Annotated in this window: 15 protein-coding genes and 2 pseudogenes; all 17 read left to right on the top strand. The window is 46.6% G+C overall.

All coding sequences use genetic code 11. The features are described from left to right. Positions 1-962: 962 nt before the first annotated feature. The 17 genes and pseudogenes from MZO40_RS00480 to MZO40_RS00400 all read left to right on the top strand — a co-directional run bounded on the left by MZO40_RS00480 (position 963) and on the right by MZO40_RS00400 (position 20,497). Positions 963-2,927, top strand: coding sequence for a peptide ABC transporter substrate-binding protein (locus MZO40_RS00480; protein WP_105923568.1), 1,965 nt, complete (start codon positions 963-965; stop codon positions 2,925-2,927). A gap of 72 nt (positions 2,928-2,999) precedes the next feature. Then, complete coding sequence (locus MZO40_RS00475) at positions 3,000-4,490, top strand: ABC transporter permease (protein ID WP_088770105.1); 1,491 nt, start codon at positions 3,000-3,002, stop codon at positions 4,488-4,490. 1 nt (position 4,491) lies between these two features. Beyond that, complete coding sequence (gene oppC, locus MZO40_RS00470) at positions 4,492-5,430, top strand: oligopeptide ABC transporter permease OppC (protein ID WP_087842815.1); 939 nt, start codon at positions 4,492-4,494, stop codon at positions 5,428-5,430. Between the two features lie 13 nt (positions 5,431-5,443). After that, positions 5,444-6,481, top strand: a complete 1,038-nt coding sequence (locus MZO40_RS00465; protein WP_396415496.1) for an ABC transporter ATP-binding protein — start codon at positions 5,444-5,446, stop codon at positions 6,479-6,481. A gap of 37 nt (positions 6,482-6,518) precedes the next feature. Beyond that, positions 6,519-7,460 carry an ATP-binding cassette domain-containing protein gene (locus MZO40_RS00460; RefSeq protein WP_088770104.1) on the top strand — a complete coding sequence of 314 codons (942 nt, stop codon included), beginning with the start codon at positions 6,519-6,521 and terminating at the stop codon, positions 7,458-7,460. A gap of 717 nt (positions 7,461-8,177) precedes the next feature. Further along, positions 8,178-8,888 carry a GntR family transcriptional regulator gene (locus MZO40_RS00455; protein WP_003637621.1) on the top strand — a complete coding sequence of 237 codons (711 nt, stop codon included), beginning with the start codon at positions 8,178-8,180 and terminating at the stop codon, positions 8,886-8,888. Between the two features lie 71 nt (positions 8,889-8,959). Continuing rightward, a pseudogene (locus MZO40_RS00450) lies at positions 8,960-9,232 on the top strand (PTS sugar transporter subunit IIC); the annotation flags it as partial. Between the two features lie 220 nt (positions 9,233-9,452). Next, positions 9,453-10,889, top strand: coding sequence for a 6-phospho-beta-glucosidase (locus MZO40_RS00445; RefSeq protein WP_105961193.1), 1,437 nt, complete (start codon positions 9,453-9,455; stop codon positions 10,887-10,889). A gap of 106 nt (positions 10,890-10,995) precedes the next feature. Beyond that, positions 10,996-11,892, top strand: coding sequence for an ROK family protein (locus tag MZO40_RS00440; RefSeq protein ID WP_105961194.1), 897 nt, complete (start codon positions 10,996-10,998; stop codon positions 11,890-11,892). A 144-nt stretch (positions 11,893-12,036) separates the two neighbouring features. Further along, positions 12,037-12,784, top strand: a pseudogene (locus MZO40_RS00435) (MurR/RpiR family transcriptional regulator). Positions 12,785-12,902: 118 nt separating this feature from the next. Further along, entirely contained in the window at positions 12,903-13,904 is a 1,002-nt protein-coding gene (locus MZO40_RS00430) for a tRNA-dihydrouridine synthase family protein (RefSeq protein WP_252133039.1), read from the top strand. A gap of 571 nt (positions 13,905-14,475) precedes the next feature. Then, entirely contained in the window at positions 14,476-15,588 is a 1,113-nt protein-coding gene (locus MZO40_RS00425; protein WP_105961196.1) for a hypothetical protein, read from the top strand. A gap of 173 nt (positions 15,589-15,761) precedes the next feature. Further along, positions 15,762-16,679, top strand: coding sequence for a Ppx/GppA family phosphatase (locus MZO40_RS00420; protein ID WP_105961197.1), 918 nt, complete (start codon positions 15,762-15,764; stop codon positions 16,677-16,679). Positions 16,680-16,705: 26 nt separating this feature from the next. Next, positions 16,706-17,980, top strand: a complete 1,275-nt coding sequence (locus MZO40_RS00415; RefSeq protein ID WP_050337749.1) for a hydroxymethylglutaryl-CoA reductase, degradative — start codon at positions 16,706-16,708, stop codon at positions 17,978-17,980. Next, positions 17,973-18,932 carry an IpaB/EvcA family protein gene (locus MZO40_RS00410; RefSeq protein ID WP_105961198.1) on the top strand — a complete coding sequence of 320 codons (960 nt, stop codon included), beginning with the start codon at positions 17,973-17,975 and terminating at the stop codon, positions 18,930-18,932. The genes MZO40_RS00415 and MZO40_RS00410 overlap by 8 nt, the downstream gene beginning before the upstream one ends. Positions 18,933-18,953: 21 nt before the next feature. Continuing rightward, positions 18,954-19,655 (top strand): NAD-dependent protein deacylase, encoded by a 702-nt coding sequence (locus MZO40_RS00405; RefSeq protein WP_105961199.1) that lies wholly within the window; start codon positions 18,954-18,956, stop codon positions 19,653-19,655. Continuing rightward, on the top strand, positions 19,655-20,497 hold the full coding sequence (locus tag MZO40_RS00400; RefSeq protein WP_088770099.1) for a DUF72 domain-containing protein: 843 nt from the start codon (positions 19,655-19,657) through the stop codon (positions 20,495-20,497). Before MZO40_RS00405 ends, MZO40_RS00400 begins: the two co-directional genes overlap by 1 nt. Positions 20,498-20,769 lie beyond the last annotated feature (272 nt).

Raw genomic sequence — 20,769 nt, 5'->3', positions numbered from 1 at the left:
CAAGAAGAACTTCGCCCTTGAGCATTGTCAGCCAGCCCCTCCAGTCGGGAACCCGCTCGAATGGCAGATGAACGACCACCTATCTGGGTGCAATTGACCACTGAATATTAGGAGACTGGTCATTCATTCAAACGTTGAGTTCGCATTCATGATGATTTATAGCATCTAAATATTAATGAGATGATTTGAAGATTATCTATTCATTGGCAATTCATTTTAAGATAGACGATTGAATTGAAATGTAGAATTACCTTTGAGTTTGTATTTAAGATTCGACCAATTTAACGTCTAGAGAAAATCTTGATAACGTAAAGTAAGACCGAGGATTCGACGATCTAAAAGCACGAGTGACGAGCCATAAATCATCAGAAGTCACCCTTACCATTAAAAATTATTCTGACTGGTTACTAAGAATCAGCAATCAGTACATTAAAAATTGGGCCCACACATATCTGCCTTTCGAATACCATCCCGGCTGGAAGGTATTCTGGGCAAGGCCCAGTGGTGAAAGACCAGTATTTAAGACGTGGGTTGTCGGCTTAAATCTGTGTCCACCACGTTCCGGCCATTGCCCAGAATGCCTGGAAGCCGGCGTAGGACGTCTCCGCAACAGCAAATTTACGCCAACTCGCCCTATTTTCCAGCGGTTCTAAGCTGGCTGTTCTTGAACTTGAAAATTGGTATGTGTTAATCATTTCTCACGCTAAACAATAACTTGCACAGTATATCCCATATGCTATATCTAGTTTATGTGAGAAACTCTCATTATATGGCGGGGGTAACTCATCAATTTGTCAATATAATTATCATAAATATACCCCTTCGTATCGGCAATTAACGTCAAATCGGTGTTTGCTGTCCTATAAAAATAATTAAATTAAGATTAAAATTAGATGTTGAAATATAGCATATATTATATTATTATTAAAACACAGCTGATTAGCATTTAAGGAGATGGATCTATGAAAGGAAAAAAGAGTTGGCTTGCTGTGACTTTTTTGGCAGGGGTATTACTTTTAGCGGGTTGTGGTTCTCAGAAATCTAGTTCAAGTAGTAGCAGTAACTTAGCATCGAGCTATAGTTATGTTTATACGGCTGATCCAGATAATTTTGATTATACCGTTTCGTCACGATCGACGAATAGTGATATTTATTCAAACTTTGAGGACGGGTTGTTGGAACGTAATTCTTACGGCCAATTAAAAGGTGCGCTGGCAAAGTCATGGTCAGTAAGTAAAGATGGTAAGACGTATACATATCACCTCCGTAAAGGTGTCAAGTGGGTTGATAGTGAAGGAAATCCCTATGCAACAGTTAAGGCGCAGGACTTTGTGACCGGGTTAAAGCACGCGGTGGCAGCTAAGTCTGAGACGCTATATGTTGTTCAAGACAGTATCAAAGGTTTGGATGCTTATGTCAATGGTAAGACCAAGGACTTTTCGACTGTTGGGGTTAAAGCAGTCAACGATTATACGGTCCAATACACGTTGAACAAACCAGAAAGTTATTGGAACTCGAAATTAACATACGGGGTCATGTTCCCAGTCAACGCGAAGTTCTTGGCACAAAAGGGTAAGAACTTTGGGAAGGCTTCTGCGGACGGAATTCTCTACAACGGGCCGTATGTCTTGTCGAACTTTACGTCTAAGTCAGTGATCGAATTCACTAAGAATGCGAGTTATTGGGACAAGAAGCATGTCTACTTGAAGACGGTTAAATTGACTTATAACGACGGGAGTAATCCTGATGGCCTCTACAAGTCATTTAAGAATGGCGACTATAGTGCCGCACGGGTCTACCCAAGTTCTGCTGGTTATAAAGATGTTGTCAAAGAAAGCAAAAACAATATCATTTGGTCAGATCAAGATGCGTCGACATATAACTTCACCTTTAATCTGAACCGGCAATCATATACGCAAACATCGAAGACGACTTCAAAGCAGAAGTCCAATACGCGCAAAGCAATTTTAAATCGTGATTTCCGGTTAGCCGTTCAGTTTGCCTTTAATAAGACCGACTACACCGCACAACTTAATGGTAAAGCAGGGGCAACTAAGGCGCTTCGTAATGAATTTACGCCACCGTCGTTTGTCACGATCAATGGTAAGAATTTCGGGACCCAGGTCAAGAAGGACCTCGCTTCGACGGCCTTTAGCAATGTGAACTTAGCGGATGCACAGGATGGGACTTACAAACCAGCCAAAGCGAAGGAATACCTTGCTAAAGCGCTCAAGACGTTGAAGTCTGAAGGCGTTACTGGGACGATTCACCTTGATTTACCAGTTGATGAGAAGTCAACGATCAACTTGAATGAAGCTAAGTCGTTTAAGAAATCAGTTGAAGCAACGTTAGGCAAGAAGAATGTCACGATTGACCTTCAATTGTTGAGCGATGATAAATTCAATGCCATTACCTACTATGCAACGACTGGTAAGGCGAGTGATTACGATATCAGTAATGCATCTGGCTGGTCACCAGATTATGATGATCCATCGACCTACTTGGAAATCTATAACCCGGCTTCTGGTTCTAACCTCCATACGTTGGGACTTGATCCAAGTACCAGCAAGAGTGCTTCCAACACTGCCGCCATCAAGGCAACTGGGTTGGATGAATATGAAAAACTGCTAGATAAGGCTGAGGCAATTACTCAGAATACCAATGCACGGTACAAGGCATTTGCCAAGGCCGAAGCTTGGCTAACGAATAGCGGGATTCAGATTCCAGTCTACTCACTTGGTGGTTCGCCATCCGTAACGAAGGTTGTGCCATACACGAAACCATACGCACAATCTGGGTTGGGCTCCGCACGCTTCAAGTACATGAAGGTCCAAAAGACGGCCGTAACGAAGGCACAATATAACAAAGCCAAGACCGCTTGGGAAGCCAAGCGAGCTAAAATCGCTAAAGCTGACGAAACCAACTAATAGTTTTTACGTTTATAGAAGAAAGGCTAGCGCGTAACTAGCCTTTTTTCTATACACGGGGAGGAGTTATGCATGAAGAAATACTTGTTATTTCGGGTCATTCGTTCACTGGTGAGTATCTTTCTAGTGACGACCCTCACATTCATTATCATTTATTCATTGGTACCCCGTCGTGATATTTTCAAATCAGACACGATGATCAGTAAGCTGAACGCGCAGCCTGACAAGCTAGTCGATTATAAAAACAACGCGTATGACAAGATGAATTACATCGAGTATCTAGATACCAAGTCATTAGTCGCTAAGGTTGAGAAGACGGACAAGTCGGTTACGTCCGCCCACACGGCAGCTAATACGAAGCTTATTAAGAAGTGGGCGAATAACCACGGGTTTAGTGTGCATCGTTATCCCAAGAGTAAAAATTATTATGCGACGCGCAATCTGCCACTGATAGAACGCTTAACGAAGTTCTATGCTGGTTTGATTCAAATCGATACCCCGTGGGCCGTGCATGATAAGGATAACCCCAACTTGCCACGATACTTGAAGATTGAGAAGGATAAGATCGTTGGGTGGGCCCTGGTCGGTTCTGGGACCAAATATCGTTACCAGATCTACTTCAACAGTGCTTTTCCGTATATTCACCAGAATATCATCCATCTTGATCTGGGGACTTCTTATCCGACCTACGCTGGAATCAGTGTGGATAACGTTATCGCGAGTCGTCAGGGGCAAATCAAGTTGGGCCAATACACCTTCAACGGTAAGCAGCAGTTGAATAGTGCGGATAATGTTTATACCCGCCAATATCAACAGCGCAGTAAGCAGGATGCGATGACCCGCGAACGCTATGGTGATAATTATACGAATACCGAGCAGCAGCATCAGGATCCGTCAATGATTGGGACGTCGTTTAAGGCTGGGCTAGGTGCGCTAGTCATCTCCTACTTGATTTCGATTCCAATGGCAATCTTAATGGCCCGTTATAAAGGCAAGTGGTTTGATAAAGTCGGCACTGGGGTTGTCACTGCGCTGATTGCGGTGCCAAGCCTGGCGTTCATCTATGCATTCCGGTATCTAGGCAGTGCCGTATTCGGACTACCCGATTCTTTCCCAACTAAGGGTGCTGAAGCCTTCTCCTCATGGGTCTCGCCAACGATTATTCTGGGCTTGCTATCCGTTTCCGGGCTCATTATCTGGTTCCGGCGTTACATGATTGATCAGCAGTCATCAGATTATGTCAAATTTGCGAAGGTCAAAGGATTGACGGAAGGGGAAATTTATCGGAAGCATATCTTCAAAAATGCGTCGATTCCAATCGTTCAAGGCTTGCCCGGGTCAATTATTGGCTTGATTGGCGGTGCTACGATGACCGAGACGATTTTTGCGATGCCCGGGATGGGCAAGATGCTACCGGATGCAATTTTGGCCCACAACAACCCGATCGTGATCGCATTAGTCTTTATTTTTACGACGATTGCCGTGTTCTCGATTTTACTGGGTGATATTTTGATGACCATTGTTGATCCGCGAATCAAACTTTCAGCGTCTGGAGATGATTAGAATGACAACAAATGATGCACAGATTCGTGATAGTGATTTTAAGATGGTCACACTGGACGATAAGGCAGCGGAAAAAATCGATACGCCAAAATATTCATACTGGAAGTCAGTGGCGCGGACGTTTTTCGCCAACAAAGTGACCATCGCCATGTTTGTGTTGATGTTGGTTATTTTGTTAATGGCCTTCATCCAGCCATTGTTCAGTGGCTATAACATGATGGATGTCAATAATATCAATGATTTTGGCGCACGTTACAATTGGCCAAATGCCAAGTACTGGTTTGGGACGGACGCCGATGGAAAGTCCCTGTTCGATGCCATTTGGGCGGGGGCTCGGACGTCGATTTCAATCGGGGTCGTGGCCTCGCTGATTACTACCGTGATTGGAGTGGTCGTTGGTGCCTTTTGGGGTAATTCCAAACGATTTGACCGTTTGATGCTTGAAATCTACAACGTTTTTTCCAATGTGCCCACCTTATTGATTATTATTGTGCTTTCATATACGTTCGGAAATGGCTTTTGGAATCTGATTTTTGCGATGACGGTGACGACTTGGCTGGGAACGGCGTACTTCATTCGTGTCCAAGTCATGTTACGCCGTGACCGAGAATATAATATCGCCTCCAAGACCTTAGGAACGCCAACCAAACGCATGATTTTTCGTAACGTGCTCCCGTACCTGACGTCCGTGATCGTGACGCAATTGTCACAACTATTGCCATCCTTCATTTCTTATGAAGTGTTCTTGTCATTCTTGGGGGTCGGCTTAAGTTCGAATGTGCCGTCGCTCGGGCGGCTGATTTCACAATATTCGCCCTATATGACGAGTTATCCCTATCTATTCTGGTTACCGGTGCTCGTGTTAGCACTGATTACCGTTTCGCTATATATCGTCGGGCAGAACTTGGCGGATGCCTCTGACCCACGGACACACATGTAAGGAGGACAGTCGATTGGAGAATAATGTTGTACTATCTGTTAAAAATCTGTCTGTGAACTTCAAGGTGCGCGGGCGGGAATTAAAAGCAATTCGAAATGTGACTTTAGATTTAAAAGATCAGGAGACCCTGGCGATTGTTGGGGAATCCGGTTCTGGCAAGTCGGTATTAACGAAGACCTTTACTGGGATGCTCGAAGCCAATGGCTATATTGCCGATGGAACGATTCAGTATGGGGACGTCGTCTTGAGCGATTTGAAGAAGGATAAGGACTGGGACGGAATTCGTGGTAAAGAAATCACGACGATTTTTCAAGACCCGATGACCTCGCTAGACCCGATCAAGACGATTGGCTCACAGATTTCGGAAGTGATCGTCAAGCACCAGGGCAAATCAGCTAAGGAAGCTAAAGCATTAGCGATTGACTTGATGACTCGTACTGGTATTCCGGATGCGGCCAATCGGTATAATGAATATCCCTTTGAATATTCCGGTGGGATGCGGCAACGAATCGTCATCGCGGTCGCCTTGGCCTGTCATCCGAAAATCTTGATTTGTGATGAACCGACCACGGCCTTGGATGTGACGATTCAGGCACAAATTTTGGCATTGATTCAGAGCTTGCAAAAAGAGTATCACTTTACGACAATTTTTATCACCCATGATCTGGGGGTGGTGGCGTCGATTGCGGACAGAATTGCGGTGATGTACGCTGGTCAGATCGTTGAAATGGGAACGTGTGACGAGATTTTCTACGACCCACGGCATCCGTACACCTGGAGCTTACTGTCATCGTTGCCACAGTTAGCAACGCAGGAGGCCGGTTTATACTCGATTCCGGGAACGCCGCCGTCACTGTATAACGATATTACTGGGGATGCCTTTGCGCCCCGCAACTCGTTTGCCATGGCGATTGATTTTAAGCGTGAGCCACCTGAATTTGCGGTGACGGTAACGCACTGGGCCAAGACATGGTTATTAGATCCGCGAGCGCCCAAAGTTGAGAAACCTAAAATCATCCAAAACTTACATGAACGATTAGTAAAGCTGTAACAGACAGCCACTGATGCGGAAACGGGGGGAGACGCAATTGGAAACAACTAAGGAAGCTTTGCTGAACGTTCGTGATCTTGAGATTTCATTTGGCGCCGGCAAACGTAAATTTACGGCTGTTCAAGATGTGAATTTTGATATCTATCCCGGTGAGACCTTGTCACTAGTGGGCGAATCGGGGTCTGGTAAAACCACGATTGGTCGCGCGATTCTAGGCATCAACCCCACGGCTAAGGGCACGATTAAATTTCATGGCAAGCAAATCAATCAAGCCATGCCTGCGAGTGAAAAACGCGCTTTAACGCGGAAAATTCAAATGATTTTTCAGGACCCATCGGCTTCGTTAAATGAACGGGCGACCGTCGAATATATTATTTCGGAAGGCCTCTATAACTTTCATCTGTACGACTCCGAACAAGATCGCTTAGATAAAGTTAAGCACATCATTGCGGAAGTCGGGTTATTGCCAGAGCATCTCTACCGCTATCCACATGAATTTTCTGGCGGACAACGGCAACGGGTCGGTATTGCGCGCGCCTTGGTCATGCGTCCGGAACTAGTTGTGGCCGACGAACCGATTTCGGCGCTGGACGTCTCGATTCGAGCACAAGTCCTGAACCTATTGAAGAAATTTCAACGGGAGCTCGGCGTCTCGTATCTCTTTATTGCGCACGATCTATCCGTCGTGCGGTTCGTCTCAGACCGAATCGCAGTCATTCATAATGGCCGAATTCTTGAATTAGCGCCGACGCAGGAACTGTTCGCACATCCGATTCATCCGTATACGCAGTCGTTATTGTCGGCGATTCCGGTTCCAGATCCAATCTTGGCCCGTCAAAAGCAACTGATCGTTTACGATGCGAAGATGCATCATTATGAACATGACAAGCCGAGCTTTGTAGAAATCAAGCCGGGACACTTTGTTTACGGCAACACCGAAGAACTCACCAAATATCGGCAACAATTACACCTAGACTAGGCGATTTGGCCCACGTCATTGCCTGTTAAACTATTCTCGCCAACCCCGGGTAGCTTGACAGGTAATGACGTGGGCCAAATTTTTTGGGCTTCAAGTACTGCTAGTTGACGTACTGTTCGTCAGCCGATGAGCGTCCGATTCCGACTTCCAGGGCTGGTTGACAACGCCGGAACAGGGCGGACGTCGATTTGAACTCACGCAGAAACCCACTGCGCAATTTCAAATACGAGTCTTATTCTAGGCCGGAAGAAAATCACTTCCGACTAAGAATAATTTCGCCCTTGAGCATTGTCAGCCAGCCCTTCCAGTCGGGAAGCCGCTCGAATGGCGGATGAACGACCGCCTATCTGGGCGCAACTGATCACTGAATATTAAGTGACTGGTCCTTCAGGAAAACTTTTTAATCAGCATGGATGATGACTGATGGCATTTAATTACTGAGAAGATGACCTGAATATGATTCACCCATTTCAATACCACAAATTTCAATGACCACCATTTGAATTAGCCCTAAATTGACGGAAAAATACGATTTTTTAGCTCCAAATTGGGCGGTAAGGGTCTACTGAAGGCTAGTGACGCGGGTGGTTATCAGGGATATAAATTCATTGGTATAAAATTATGAAAAATAAAGCGTTTTCATAAAGAATGTGCTAATATAATTTGTGGGCACAAGTTTTACAAGCACCTACTAATTTTGAGAAAGGAGGGTCAGTCATGTATCAGGCAATTGCGCAGGCAATCATTAAATCGATAATGGCGGATGAATATCCGACGAAGCTACCGACCGAGAAAGTGTTGATGGCGCAATATCATGCAAGCCGTAATACGATTCGCAAGGCGATCGATGTCGTGTTTCGGCACGGACTATTACGCCGGGTCCAAGGAAGTGGCAATTTTATTATTAAGCAACCTCAGGATACGAAGAAGGTATTGAATTTATCGATTGGATTTGACCAGTCCGCGATGGTCGATGGTGGACCACTGGTATCAAAAGTGATGACTTTTGATAAGGTGACGGCGGATGACCAACTGGCACAGCAGGGGAATATTGCTGTTGGTGATGAAGTGTATCGCGTCGTTCGGCTGCGGTATTTGAAAGACGTCTTGTATGATTTGGAAGAATCTTATTTTCCACGAGCCGTCGTGCCATTCTTATCCAGTGATAGCGTGCAACATTCGATTTTCGCCTTTTTACGCGAGGCGTATGACATCACGGGGAGCACGACAGAAAATTACGTTCATCAAGTACGGGTCAACGCGGAACAGGCTGCGCTGCTCGATTGTCCAGATGGTGACAAGACGTTGTGCTTGGAAGCAATCAACTATTTGGCGAATGGGACGGTGTTCAACTTCTCGAGAACGTTCTTCGTTTATCCAGATTTAGAACTCTATTACCATACGGAAAATATTGATTTGCAGAACTAGTACGGGGGTGCCACAACGAGTGGGTTGGGCACTAACTAGCGAAAACTTACATTAGGAGCGAGGGGTATATTATGAATTCATTTATCGAATGGCTTAATAAACACTTGGTACCGATCGCAGCGAAGATTGGTGCAGTACGGTGGTTGGTCGCATTACGTGACGCGTTTATTGCAATTATGCCAGCCATGATGGCCGGGTCGATCGCCACAGTACTGAACGCCTTAGTTCGCGATATTCCAACTAAGTTTGGTTGGATGGGATTTGTTAACTCGATGCAATGGTTAATCGGCATCAACGCGATGGTTTGGACGGGGACGTTAGCCATCTTAGGGTTGACATGGACGACGCCTGGACCGCTGATGCCGTTCTTAGGAACAGGTGGTAACTGGCTTGGTCTGATTATTGGTTTTCTTTGTTTAGGAATTTCTGTATTAACGTACATGCCGTTTGTTCTGGCCGCGAATAAGATGATGGCTTCGGATAGCCAGTCTGACAAAAATACGCAGGATGCAGCAGACGGTAGTACGGCAGAAGCAGCTAAGGCGTAAGTTTAAAGGAGTAGATATGACAATTAAAGGACGAGCATTTCCCGATGGTTTTCTATGGGGCGGTGCGGTTGCAGCACACCAACTAGAGGGTGGTTATAACGAAGGTGGAAAAGGGATTAGTACAGCCGACATTATGACGTTAGGTACTAACGAGCAGCCACGAGAAATTACGGATGGCGTGGTCCCAGATAAGTATTACCCGAATCATCAAGCAATTGATTTTTATCATCGTTATCCCGAAGACATCAAATTATTTGCTGAAATGGGCTTCAAGTGCTTTCGGACATCGATTGCCTGGACGCGAATTTTCCCGAATGGTGATGAGGATGAGCCTAATGAAGCTGGACTTCAATTCTATGATGATTTATTCGACGAATGTCTCAAGTATGGCATTCAGCCGGTAGTGACACTTGCACACTTTGAAATGCCATATCATTTGGTGAAGCAATATGGCGGTTGGCGTAATCGGAAGCTGATCCAATTCTATTTGAAATTTGCTAAGGCTTGTTTTGAACGTTACCACAATAAGGTCACGTATTGGATGACATTTAATGAAATCAACAATCAGACTAATTTTGAATCAGATGGCGCCATGTTGACAGATTCAGGGATCATCCATCAGCCAGGCGAAAATCGTGAACGTTGGATGTACCAGGCAGCACATTATGAATTAGTCGCCAGCGCGATGGCCGTTCGATTGGGGCATGAGATCAATGCTGACTTTCAAATTGGTTGTATGATTGCGATGTGCCCGATTTATCCATTGACGGCGGCACCGGCCGATGTGCTATTCGCTCAGCGAGCAATGCAGACACGCTTCTATTTTGCGGATGTGCATTGTAATGGTTATTATCCGCAATGGCTACAGAACCGATTTGAAACGGAACATTTTAACCTGGACATTACTGATGAAGATTTGCAGATCCTTCAGGCGGGGACAGTAGATTATATTGGCTTCAGTTATTACATGTCATTTACGGTAAAGGATACGGGTAAACTCGTGTATAACGAAGAACACGATCTGGTCAAAAATCCGTACCTTAAAGCGAGTGATTGGGGCTGGCAAGTTGATCCAATTGGTCTACGGTATGCCATGAACTGGTTTACTGATCGTTACCACTTACCATTATTTATCGTCGAAAATGGGTTAGGTGCTATTGATGAAAAAACGGCGGATAATCAAATTCATGACGATTATCGCATCGATTATTTGACGAATCATTTGCGGCAAATCAAGCTGGCAGTCTTAGAAGACGGGGTCGATTTGATTGGGTATACGCCGTGGGGCTGCATTGACTTAGTTGCGGCCAGCACTGGTCAGATGTCCAAACGCTATGGCTTCATTTACGTGGATGAGAATGATGACGGTTCTGGTAGCCTGAAACGCTATAAAAAGGACTCGTTTGCTTGGTATCAGCATGTCATTACAACCAATGGTGCTGAGATTGAATAGTTACTGTTGGAAATAAAGATGAACTTTGTGACTAAGCTAATCATAAATAGATGTTGTGCACGGCCAGCTTAGATAGCTGGCCATTGCACGTTAGGAGGAAGATTGAATGACAATGTATATTGGAATTGATATTGGTGGGACCTCAATCAAGTGTGGCTTGGTTGATGGCAATGGTCATATTAGTCGTAAAGTGACCCGGACAACTGCGACGACTAAATCTGATATCATGGCTGACTTGGTTGCGATGGTTCAGGAGTTACAAACGGATGGCCCGGTTGCGGGAATTGGCGTCAGTATGCCTGGTGTTGTTCAAAGCGATGGCTTTTTGACAACCGCTGGTGCAGTGACCGCATTTGAGCAGATTAATTTACGAGACGAGTTGCAGGCCCAAACTAAGTTGCCGGTGATTATTGAAAATGATGCGAACGCGGCAGCGATTGCCGAGCAATGGCTGGGTGTCGCACAAAATGTTCCTAATTATTTAAGTCTAGTCTTAGGAACTGGCGTTGGTGGGGCACTGATCATCAATAATCAAGTTTATCGTGGGGCACATGCACGTTCAGGAGAATTTGGCTGGATGGTGGTTGATGACGATGACATCGATATTGAGATGGGGACGCTTAACTTTCGCGGGGCAACGGTAATCGGTTTAATCCGTCGCTATAATCAATTTAGCACGGACACTGTTAATGATGCTCGCGAAATCTTCAAGCGTGCGGCCGCTGGTGAGACGCTGGCCGAGCATGTTTTTCACAGCTATTACTATAGTTTGGCTAAGGGGATTATTAATTTGATGGTTGCGTTTGACCCAGAGATAGTCGTGATTGGTGGTGGCATTAGCGCCAATGAAACGTTTATGACGAACTTGAATGCGACAATTGCTGATTTGCATGCTAATCACAATAGTATTAAACAGTTAAAGTTAGCGCCAGTTGTTCCAGCACGGTTGCGAAATGATGCGGGAATGATTGGAGCGGTGTATCAGTTGATTAAACGCGGGTAAGAATTGAGGGGTGTCTAGCGGATTCATGGGCTAGACGCTTTTTAATTCTAGCGGTAGAAAGACTGAGCTAAGATATTTTTCTAATTAGTCATTTGTTTTATGGTAATCTAGTGGATAGATTATCAGATAGGGTGGTGGCTAACGATGGCATTCTTTGGCTATAAGGATATTGATAAATTGTCTGGGGTAGATCTTGCAATTTATCGTTTTATCGTGGAACACGATGAGCAAATTCCATATATGCGAGTCCGTGAATTAGCACGGGGCGCACATGTTTCTAATTCGTCGGTCATGCGATTTATTCATAAAATTGGGTATGATAGTTTTCCAGAATTTAAAGTCTCGTTGCGCAGTGAGACGCCAATTCAAAAGACTGATGCGCCGGGAATTCAATTTGTTCAGCCTAGCGCCTTTCCGGCCGATATAACAAAAATTATTCGATTGGCGGCACAGTTGATGGTTAACGCAGATAACATTGTGTTTGTTGGAATTGGCGCTTCTGCAGCGTTAGGGGAATACGCCTCACGACAGACGTCATCTTTGGGGTTCAACAGTTACGTTGTCAAGGATCCGTTCTATCCATTGTTGCCGCAATTGCGTAATACGAGTAACAATGCTTTTGGTAGCGGTGTCAGTATCCGGCCAAACCACGGAACTTGTTGAAATGCTGAATGATTTTGTGAATAATCCTGAGGTGAATATCGTCAGCATCACTAGCAATATCGAAAGTACGATTGCGCGGATGAGTCGATATGCTTTAACTTATCGAGCAACTGAAGAACGGATTCACCAATATTATGATTTAACTAGCCAAGTTCCGTGCCTATACATTATTGAAGCCTTACTTCGCGAGCTACGTCACCAAGAGGTCATCCAGCATCGTTTTGAGTAGGTGATTTAGTTGGTTGAGTCAGGAAGCGTCAAACGTCATTCCTGCAAAACGCGTGAATCAATGCTAAAATTGAAAGCATTAATTTGAAATCAAGGTATTTGATAAGGAGTAAGAGAACGTGACAGCAACACCATTTTGGTCGCAGATTGCGGCGCAAGCAAAGGCTGAACAGCGGCCGTTTTTCACCATGGCACCCATGGAAGCTGTTAGTAATACGGTTTTTCGGCAAGTGATTGCCCATGCGGCAGCGCCGGATATGTTTTTTAGTGAGTTCGTGTACGCTAAGAGTATCACGGATCCGAATACGAAGTTCCCAGTGCACGGGCGACTTTACGTGGCGGCCGCTGAATCGCGTAAACCGGTCGTTCAGCTGTGGGGCAATGAAGCGGCTGATTTTGCAACGGCGACTGCTGAGCTGAGTCAGCGGGGATTTGAAGCCGTTGATATTAACATGGGTTGTCCGGATGGCACGGTCATCAAAAATCATGGTGGCAGTGATTTGATTCGAAATCCACAGTGGGCGGCGGATGTGATTGCTGCGGCGAAGACTTCGGGACTGGCAGTCAGCGCCAAGACGCGCTTAGGCTACAGCAAGGTCGCCGAATACCATGATTGGATTGCAACCCTGTTGGCACAACACGTTGCCGTTTTGACCGTGCATTTACGGACGAAGCAGGAGATGAGCAAGGTTCCTGCGCACTTTGAGGTCATCGATGATCTCATTAAGATGCGTGACGAAATTGCCCCGGAGACGTTGGTGCAAGTTAATGGCGATGTGGCTGACTATCAAGCGGGGGTCGCGCTGGCCAAAGCCCACCCTGGCTTAGATGGTATCATGATTGGCCGGGGCGTCTTCGCCAATCCATTCGCCTTTGAAGCACAACCACAGCCGCACGATTTGCCCGAACTATTGGGCTTACTGAATATGCAACTCGACTTGTTCGACGATTTTGCAACGCGCTATGACGTTCCGCGTTTTCCATCATTAAAACGGTTCTTCAAGATTTATGCGCGGCCAGAATTAGGCGCCACCGACCTACGCAATACGATGATGGATGCCAAATCAACGGACGATGTGCGCAAGATTTTGGCGGCGTATCAGGCTAAAGAACGGGTCTGAGGTGTGAATTATCACCGGCCTGACGCGATTGTAAGGTTCCGATGTTACAATCGTTTTGAGCGGGTTACAATCAATGTTCGGCCATCGAAAGCACTACGTTAAGTTGATTCGTTGGCTAACGAGATTAGTCCAGTGTGAACGGACAAAATTGATTGATTATTTGAAATACAGTGTTACTAAGCGGTCTCCTGTTTATCTGGGGACCGCTTTAGTTTGCACTAGTAAAAATGGTTCCGCCAATGAGGACGCGAATAAATCTGAGCCAAATACAGTTAAGAATTGAATGAGTTTATGCCGATTGTAAATGGCCAGCATGCTAGTTGACGTATTTATATCGTAGTGGCAATTAGTTGCCATTGTGCGATGACTGATAATTGGATTCCGCATTTCGTGAGTTCGGAGGTGACGACCTAAATAGCGGTTGCCCAACAAAAATGAACTTTGCTTGCGACGCGCGCCGTGGTTGAAAAAAAGATTGTAACTTAATTTTTGATAATTGTAACATTGCGATGTTACAATTGATTAAAGCAATGTTACAATCAGTGAAAACGACTGCGAGGAGGGCGCAAACGTGGATCGAATCATTAGTCAATTACATCAGATTAGTCAAGGGACTGGGATACCGATAACGGTCGGGGAAGCAGTTGAATCGTCGACGGTTGCAATGGGCCTGTCTGATCAAAAAAACACACTGCTTGTGCAGGGAATGATACTTGATCAGGCTGTCTTATTCTTGGTCTACAATGGTCAGCGCGCACTGCGGCCGGTGGTGTTGTTTCCGCAAATTAAGCAATCAACGAACACGCCAATCGTATTGCTAGCAACGCAACTGTCTACGGTTGAACGCCGTGAGTACTTGCGACACCTGCTGCCATTTATGACTTCCGATGGTGAGATGTTTCTTCCGTTCATGGGAACGCGCTTATTGCCCGGGCTGGTCACTGAACAACAAGTGCTGCCCCCAGACAAGCTAGCCCCTGCTGAGCAACGACTAGCGCTGACCCTCGTTATGGCACAGTTGATTTTTGAACGCAGTCCTGAGCACGCACAGACGCGACCTGAACTCGCTGCGTTTAGCACGGCCAATGATCGGTTCCTAATTAAAAGTGGCCAACGATTTGCGGATACGATTGGTAAGCAGGTCAATATTAATAATCGAGTGACGTTTAACCGGGCAGCTAAGCAACTCGTTGCACGTGGTTGGCTTAAGGCGTTAGGGGAGACTAAGGACCGCGTCTATGCTTGTCAATTCAATAGTCGTCGGCTGTTTGAGCAAATCGCGCCATTCCTAACTTCACCCGTGCAAAATGCCAATCGTGTGCAGTTTGCTGAATTTCCGACATCAACGATTGCCGATGATTTTCTTTATTCTGGCGTTAGTGCGCTATCAAAAGTGACGATGATTAGCGACAATCAAGCGCTACCCACCATTATTATCGACCGTACACAGCGTCAAAAGGTATTGTCGGCGGGCCAATCTCAGCTTGGGGCCGCGTCGGGCTGTGAAGTTCAAGTTTCAAAATATCAGCTTGATGGGTTCAACCGATTGTTTAAGCAAATTCAGGATTATCCAGAAAATGTTCTGGATCCGTTTCATTTGTATGCCTTGTATCAGGATGACCGTGATGGACGGACACAGGGCGAAGTAGAAGAGCTAGTCGACCAAATCTGGAACGGCGCATAATTTTCTTAAACCTTCCCAACGAGCGTCACTAGCCCACAACCCTAGTGACGTTTGTTTTGATAGTCTTACAATCTTTTTGTGCACAATCTAACGCGAGAAGCCCCCGTGGGACCGCATAAATGTTAGAATAAAGCTAATCGATATTCCCAAAAGCGAAAAGTGAGCGTGGTGTTATGAGAAACTTAGCAATTGTGGATTTGGGTTCCAATTCAGCGCGAATGGCGGTGAGTCGGTTGCACGCAAATGGCACCGCTCAAGAAATCAAGCGGGTCAAGGAAGATACCCGTTTGTCTGAAGGGATGGGGGCGTCACACGTCTTACAGCCAGCTGCAATTGAGCGTACGATCAAAGCGTTGCTGAACTTTCGGCGACTCTATGAGAAGATGCCGGATACGGATGTCATTGGCATTACCACGGCGGCAGTCCGGATGGCTGAGAATCAGACGGCCTTTCTGAACCAAGTGAAGCAAGAAGTTGGCTTAGACTTGCGGGTGCTGTCTGGTGACGATGAAGCCTACTACGACTACTTAGGGGTTGCCAATTCGTTAGTCATCAATAATTGTCTGATTTTGGACACTGGTGGCGCGAGTTGTGAACTGATTTTAGTCAAAAATGGGCGTAAGCAGCAGCTGATCAGTATTCCGTTTGGTGCAGTGACACTATCTGAACAATTTGGCCTCGATGACCTGGTGCCGTCTGCCAGTCTATTTCGTGCCCAAATGTTTTTACGCAATCGGCTCGCGGATATTTGGTGGTTATCGGAAGCGTTACATGATCCAATCATTCTACTAGGGGGTGCCAATCGGACCTTGGCGCGCATCAATCGGCGCAAGCAACAAAAACTTAAGGTCGAAGATATCCATGGTTACCGGTTGAAGACCGAGACCGTCTTTCATACCTTCTTAGATTTACTCTCGCGCTCTAAAACGGGTCGTCAAGAAATCTCCGGAATGGAGTACGACCGCGCGGATATTATTGTTGGTGGCATGTTACCACTTGTCACCTTATTGCAGATGCTCGATAGCGACCGCGTCATTTTCTCTGAGAGTGGCGTCCGCGAAGGCATTATTTCTGAACACCTAGCACAGTAACCTAAATAAGAGGATGGAATGAGAATATGACAGCAGATTTTCGACACTTTTACCAAAAAAATTGGGATGAACGCGTCGCGATCGTCGCGGAACAGGCCCATTTGACACCCGCTGAACAGGCGCTATTCAAGCAATATTATGTCCCGCAACACCACGAGATTATTGAGAACTATTTGACTGATTATCCATTACCAATGGGCTTAGCGGTCAATTTCGTGATTGATGGCATCAACCGGATCGTGCCAATGGTGACAGAAGAACCGTCCGTGATTGCGGCGGCTAGCAATGGCGCTAAAATCATGAAACGGGGCGGTGGCATCACCACAACGCTGAATCAGCGCGAAATGATTGGACAAGTTGTCTTGGAAAAGGTGAGCGATCCGGCTGCGGTGGCGGCGATGGTGACCAAGCATGCGTCCACGTTGTTGACCGTGGCGAATGAAGCCCATCCAAGTTTGGAAAAACGGGGTGGCGGCGCACGACGGATTCGGCCACGGGTCCTCGGTCAGGGGTACCTATCGATCGACCTCTTCGTTGACGTTCAAGAGGCCATGGGCGCCAATATGCTCAACAGTATGCTGGAGGCCGTGTCCAAAGCGATTGCCGTGATGACGAAGCAGGATTCGTTGATGAGCATCTTGTCGAATTATGCGACCGCTAGCCTGGTCAAAGCCGCCTGCGATATTCCGGTCGAATTACTCCAAGCGGGACGCTATTCCGGCGAGCTGGTGGCGCAAAAGATTGCTTCGGCAAGCATGGTCGCGCACATTGATCCTTACCGTGCGGCGACCCATAACAAGGGAATCATGAACGGCATCGATGCGGTGGCAATTGCCAGTGGAAATGATTGGCGGGCGCTTGAAAGTGGTGCCCACGCTTATGCGGTCAAAAACGGTCAGTACCGCGGCATGAGTCGATGGATGACTAACGGTAAGATCCTTCACGGTGAACTTGAAATGCCGTTGCCAGTGGGAATCGTTGGCGGGTCAATCAAGATCAACGAATTAGCCCAATTGAACCAACGGCTGTTAGGCGTCAAAAGCGCGGGTGATTTGGAACGAATTATGGTCGCCGTTGGGTTGGCACAGAACCTAGCAGCGTTACGGGCACTCGTGACGACCGGGATTCAACAGGGCCACATGCACTTACAATTGAAAACACTCGCAATGGCGGCTGGCGCGACCGACGATGAGTTGTCGACGGTTTTACAACGACTCGAATTAGCGCCACAACAAGATCTCGCAACGACGCAACGCATCATTACCGAGTTGCGACAAGCAAAGGAAGAGACTGATGACTGAAATTAAATTAAATCAAACGGTAACGGACTTACTAAGTACTGCCAATTCCCTGTACCCAGGCAATATTAGTGTTAGTTTTGGTGAAGACCAGGTCGGCTATGTTTGGCACGACCAAGCACAACAAGTTCTGGACAATGGTGATTTGACAGTTCGCGTGAATGACGTGACTGCCCCGAATTACACGGCGTCGCATGAATTGTTGCACCTGCTCTTGCTATTACAAGGCTTTCCGCAGGTGACGTTTAATTTAACGACGCGCGACGAACAACTTGATGAACAACTGATGGCGATCGCCATGGAACTCTACGATATGGTCAGCCATGTGCTCGTGGTGCGCAAACAACGGGAACATGACTTGATCGACGACCAAATCGAGGACTGGTACATGCAGGGCGTGGCGGCGACCATTGACCCTGAACAACCAGACAAGGCCGATGCCATGATGACGTTAAGGTTATTGACGTTGACTGACCTGCTCGTCTTCTTCAACGGGGAACTCTCTGCTGAACGTGAGCAACAGGTCGCTAAGGCCTATCCACAAGCCTGGCCAGCCGCACAACAATTATACGCGGTGATTAGCAAGAAGCCTGTTGATACGCCATTTGCGATGCGGCGGACCGTCGTCAAATTGTTCAAGGCCTTCGATGACCAGATGACGGCTTGGCACTTACCCGTCCTGCACGGCACTGAATTTGTCACGGTTCAAAGCGTCTTAAGTGAACGGCAAGAACGGCTAGAAGTTCGCCAACTATTTGATGTGTACCATTCAGATTTATTAGATAAAAACAAGCATACCCGGGCGTACATTGGGTTATACAAGAGTGATCGCCAGAATGCCTTTGTGCTACCAGCACCAGCGCAAAAAAAGAGTGATGCCTTCTTCAAGGAAGTGTACGACAAGACGGTCAAGGAATTGTTCCAAGAAATGAACTTACCCTATACGTTACGGTGATTTGATTGGGGGAATGTCGTGATGAACGACACAGCAGCACAGACAGCATTACAGCAAGCACAACACATTGTCTTTATGACGGGTGCGGGCGTTTCGACGCCGTCTGGGATTCCAGATTATCGCTCGAAAAACGGCTTATATACGGAACATCATAACGCAGAGTATTATTTAAGCCATGCTTTTTTAGCGAGCCATCCCACGGAATTTTATCAGTATTTAAAATCAAATTTATATTATCCTGATGCGCAACCGAATGTCATCCATCAAAAGATGGCGGCCTTGACGCAGCAGGGGCGCGCCAGCGTGATTACTCAAAATATCGATAATTTATATGTGGTGGCGAAGACGGCTAACTTGGTGGAATTTCATGGCAACTTATACCAAGTATATTGTACGAAGTGTGGTCAGTCGGTAGCTTGGCAGGACTATTTGAAGGCACCCACGCATCAAGCGGACGGCGGTTACTTGCGGCCCAACGTGGTGCTCTATGATGAAGGAATCGCACCTGAAAACATTGAACGCGCTGTTCAGTATTTGCAACAGGCGGACCTGGTCGTCATCTGTGGGACGTCGTTTCGGGTCTATCCATTTGCCGGCTTGATCGATTACCGTAACCCGCAAGCCCAAGTGCTCGCCGTTAACGCTGAACCGTTGCAACTACCATTTGATTTCACAATGGTCCAAGAAGATGCAACGACCTTCTTCGAGGAGGTGCAAGTCTAATGATGACGATTGGTCTGACAACTTGGACGGAACACCCCAGTCTACTTGGTGGCACGGATAAGTTGACTTTAACTGAATATTCGGGTGTGTTACCCGTGGTTGAGGTCGACACGCCATTTTATGGGATTCCCAAGGTCGCGACGGTCAAGAAGTGGCAAAAAGCGGTACCAGATAAATTTCAGTTCATTCTGAAAGCCAATCAAGTCATGACCTTGCACGACACTTACGATGAAGGTGTCTCGATGGATGCACTCAAGACGGCCTATCGAGAATACCGTGCGATGCTCAAACCACTGACGCAGCATCACCAGCTCAAAGCCGTGTTGTTCCAATTCCCACCATTCTTTGAACGCTCCAACCGGAATTTTCACTATCTTCAGCGGATGGTGGAATGGCTGCCCGGCGTGCCGATTGCGGTTGAATTTCGTAATCAGAGTTGGTATGAGGATGGTGTGAAGGATGCTGTCTTCAGCTTCCTCCACGACTTGGGCTTGATTCACGTCGTCGTCGATGAGCCCCACGCAATGAACGATGGCGTCAGCTTTGAACCAGTCGTGACGAATGCCAAGTTGGCTTTACTGCGCTTGCACGGCCGTAATCAACAGGGCTGGTCTGCTAAGGGGCCCAACTGGCGCAGCCAACGGACCTTGTATCGCTACAATGATGCTGAGCTGGCCGAATTTAAACAAACGGTGGAACAGTTGCAAGCCCAAGCCGATGAAGTGTGCGTCATCTTCAACAACAATGCTGGTGGCGACGCTGCAGATAACGCGATGGCGTTGAAAGAGTTGCTCGGCGTTTCTTTTGGTGATTTGGGACCGCATCAGTTGGATCTGTTTTAGGTTGAATACACAGAAAACCGGGCGAGCCGCTTGATGATTGCAAGTCACCACGGCTCCATGCCGGTGCAATACGAGTTCATCAAGTCTGCATCATAATCAGTTGCTGGGGAGGACATTGGCTCCTGGCTGAACTTCATGAACAAGATAATCTAAGACCTTAGCGTCCGGCTTAGCAGTCGCTGCGCTAAGGTCTTAGTGGTCTGAGCAACTCTTTTGTTATCGTTTCTTAATCTGCAGAGGAAATATGATACAATATAAGAGATTCTACACAT

The sequence above is a fragment of the Lactiplantibacillus sp. B652 genome (genome assembly GCF_023806745.1).
GTDB classification, from domain to species: Bacteria; Bacillota; Bacilli; order Lactobacillales; family Lactobacillaceae; genus Lactiplantibacillus; species Lactiplantibacillus pentosus.
Note: the sequence above shows the minus strand (reverse complement) of the source record. Positions and strands in the feature narration are given on the sequence as shown.

Excerpts from the sequence above, each read along its gene's own strand:
- MZO40_RS00480 (WP_105923568.1), top strand. The coding sequence starts at position 963 with ATGAAAGGAAAAAAGAGTTGGCTTGCTGTGACTTTTTTGGCAGGGGTA.
- MZO40_RS00475 (WP_088770105.1), top strand. The coding sequence starts at position 3,000 with ATGAAGAAATACTTGTTATTTCGGGTCATTCGTTCACTGGTGAGTATC.
- oppC (WP_087842815.1), top strand. The coding sequence starts at position 4,492 with ATGACAACAAATGATGCACAGATTCGTGATAGTGATTTTAAGATGGTC.
- MZO40_RS00455 (WP_003637621.1), top strand. The coding sequence starts at position 8,178 with ATGTATCAGGCAATTGCGCAGGCAATCATTAAATCGATAATGGCGGAT.
- MZO40_RS00445 (WP_105961193.1), top strand. The coding sequence starts at position 9,453 with ATGACAATTAAAGGACGAGCATTTCCCGATGGTTTTCTATGGGGCGGT.
- MZO40_RS00440 (WP_105961194.1), top strand. The coding sequence starts at position 10,996 with ATGACAATGTATATTGGAATTGATATTGGTGGGACCTCAATCAAGTGT.
- MZO40_RS00420 (WP_105961197.1), top strand. The coding sequence starts at position 15,762 with ATGAGAAACTTAGCAATTGTGGATTTGGGTTCCAATTCAGCGCGAATG.
- MZO40_RS00415 (WP_050337749.1), top strand. The coding sequence starts at position 16,706 with ATGACAGCAGATTTTCGACACTTTTACCAAAAAAATTGGGATGAACGC.
- MZO40_RS00410 (WP_105961198.1), top strand. The coding sequence starts at position 17,973 with ATGACTGAAATTAAATTAAATCAAACGGTAACGGACTTACTAAGTACT.
- MZO40_RS00405 (WP_105961199.1), top strand. The coding sequence starts at position 18,954 with ATGAACGACACAGCAGCACAGACAGCATTACAGCAAGCACAACACATT.
- MZO40_RS00400 (WP_088770099.1), top strand. The coding sequence starts at position 19,655 with ATGATGACGATTGGTCTGACAACTTGGACGGAACACCCCAGTCTACTT.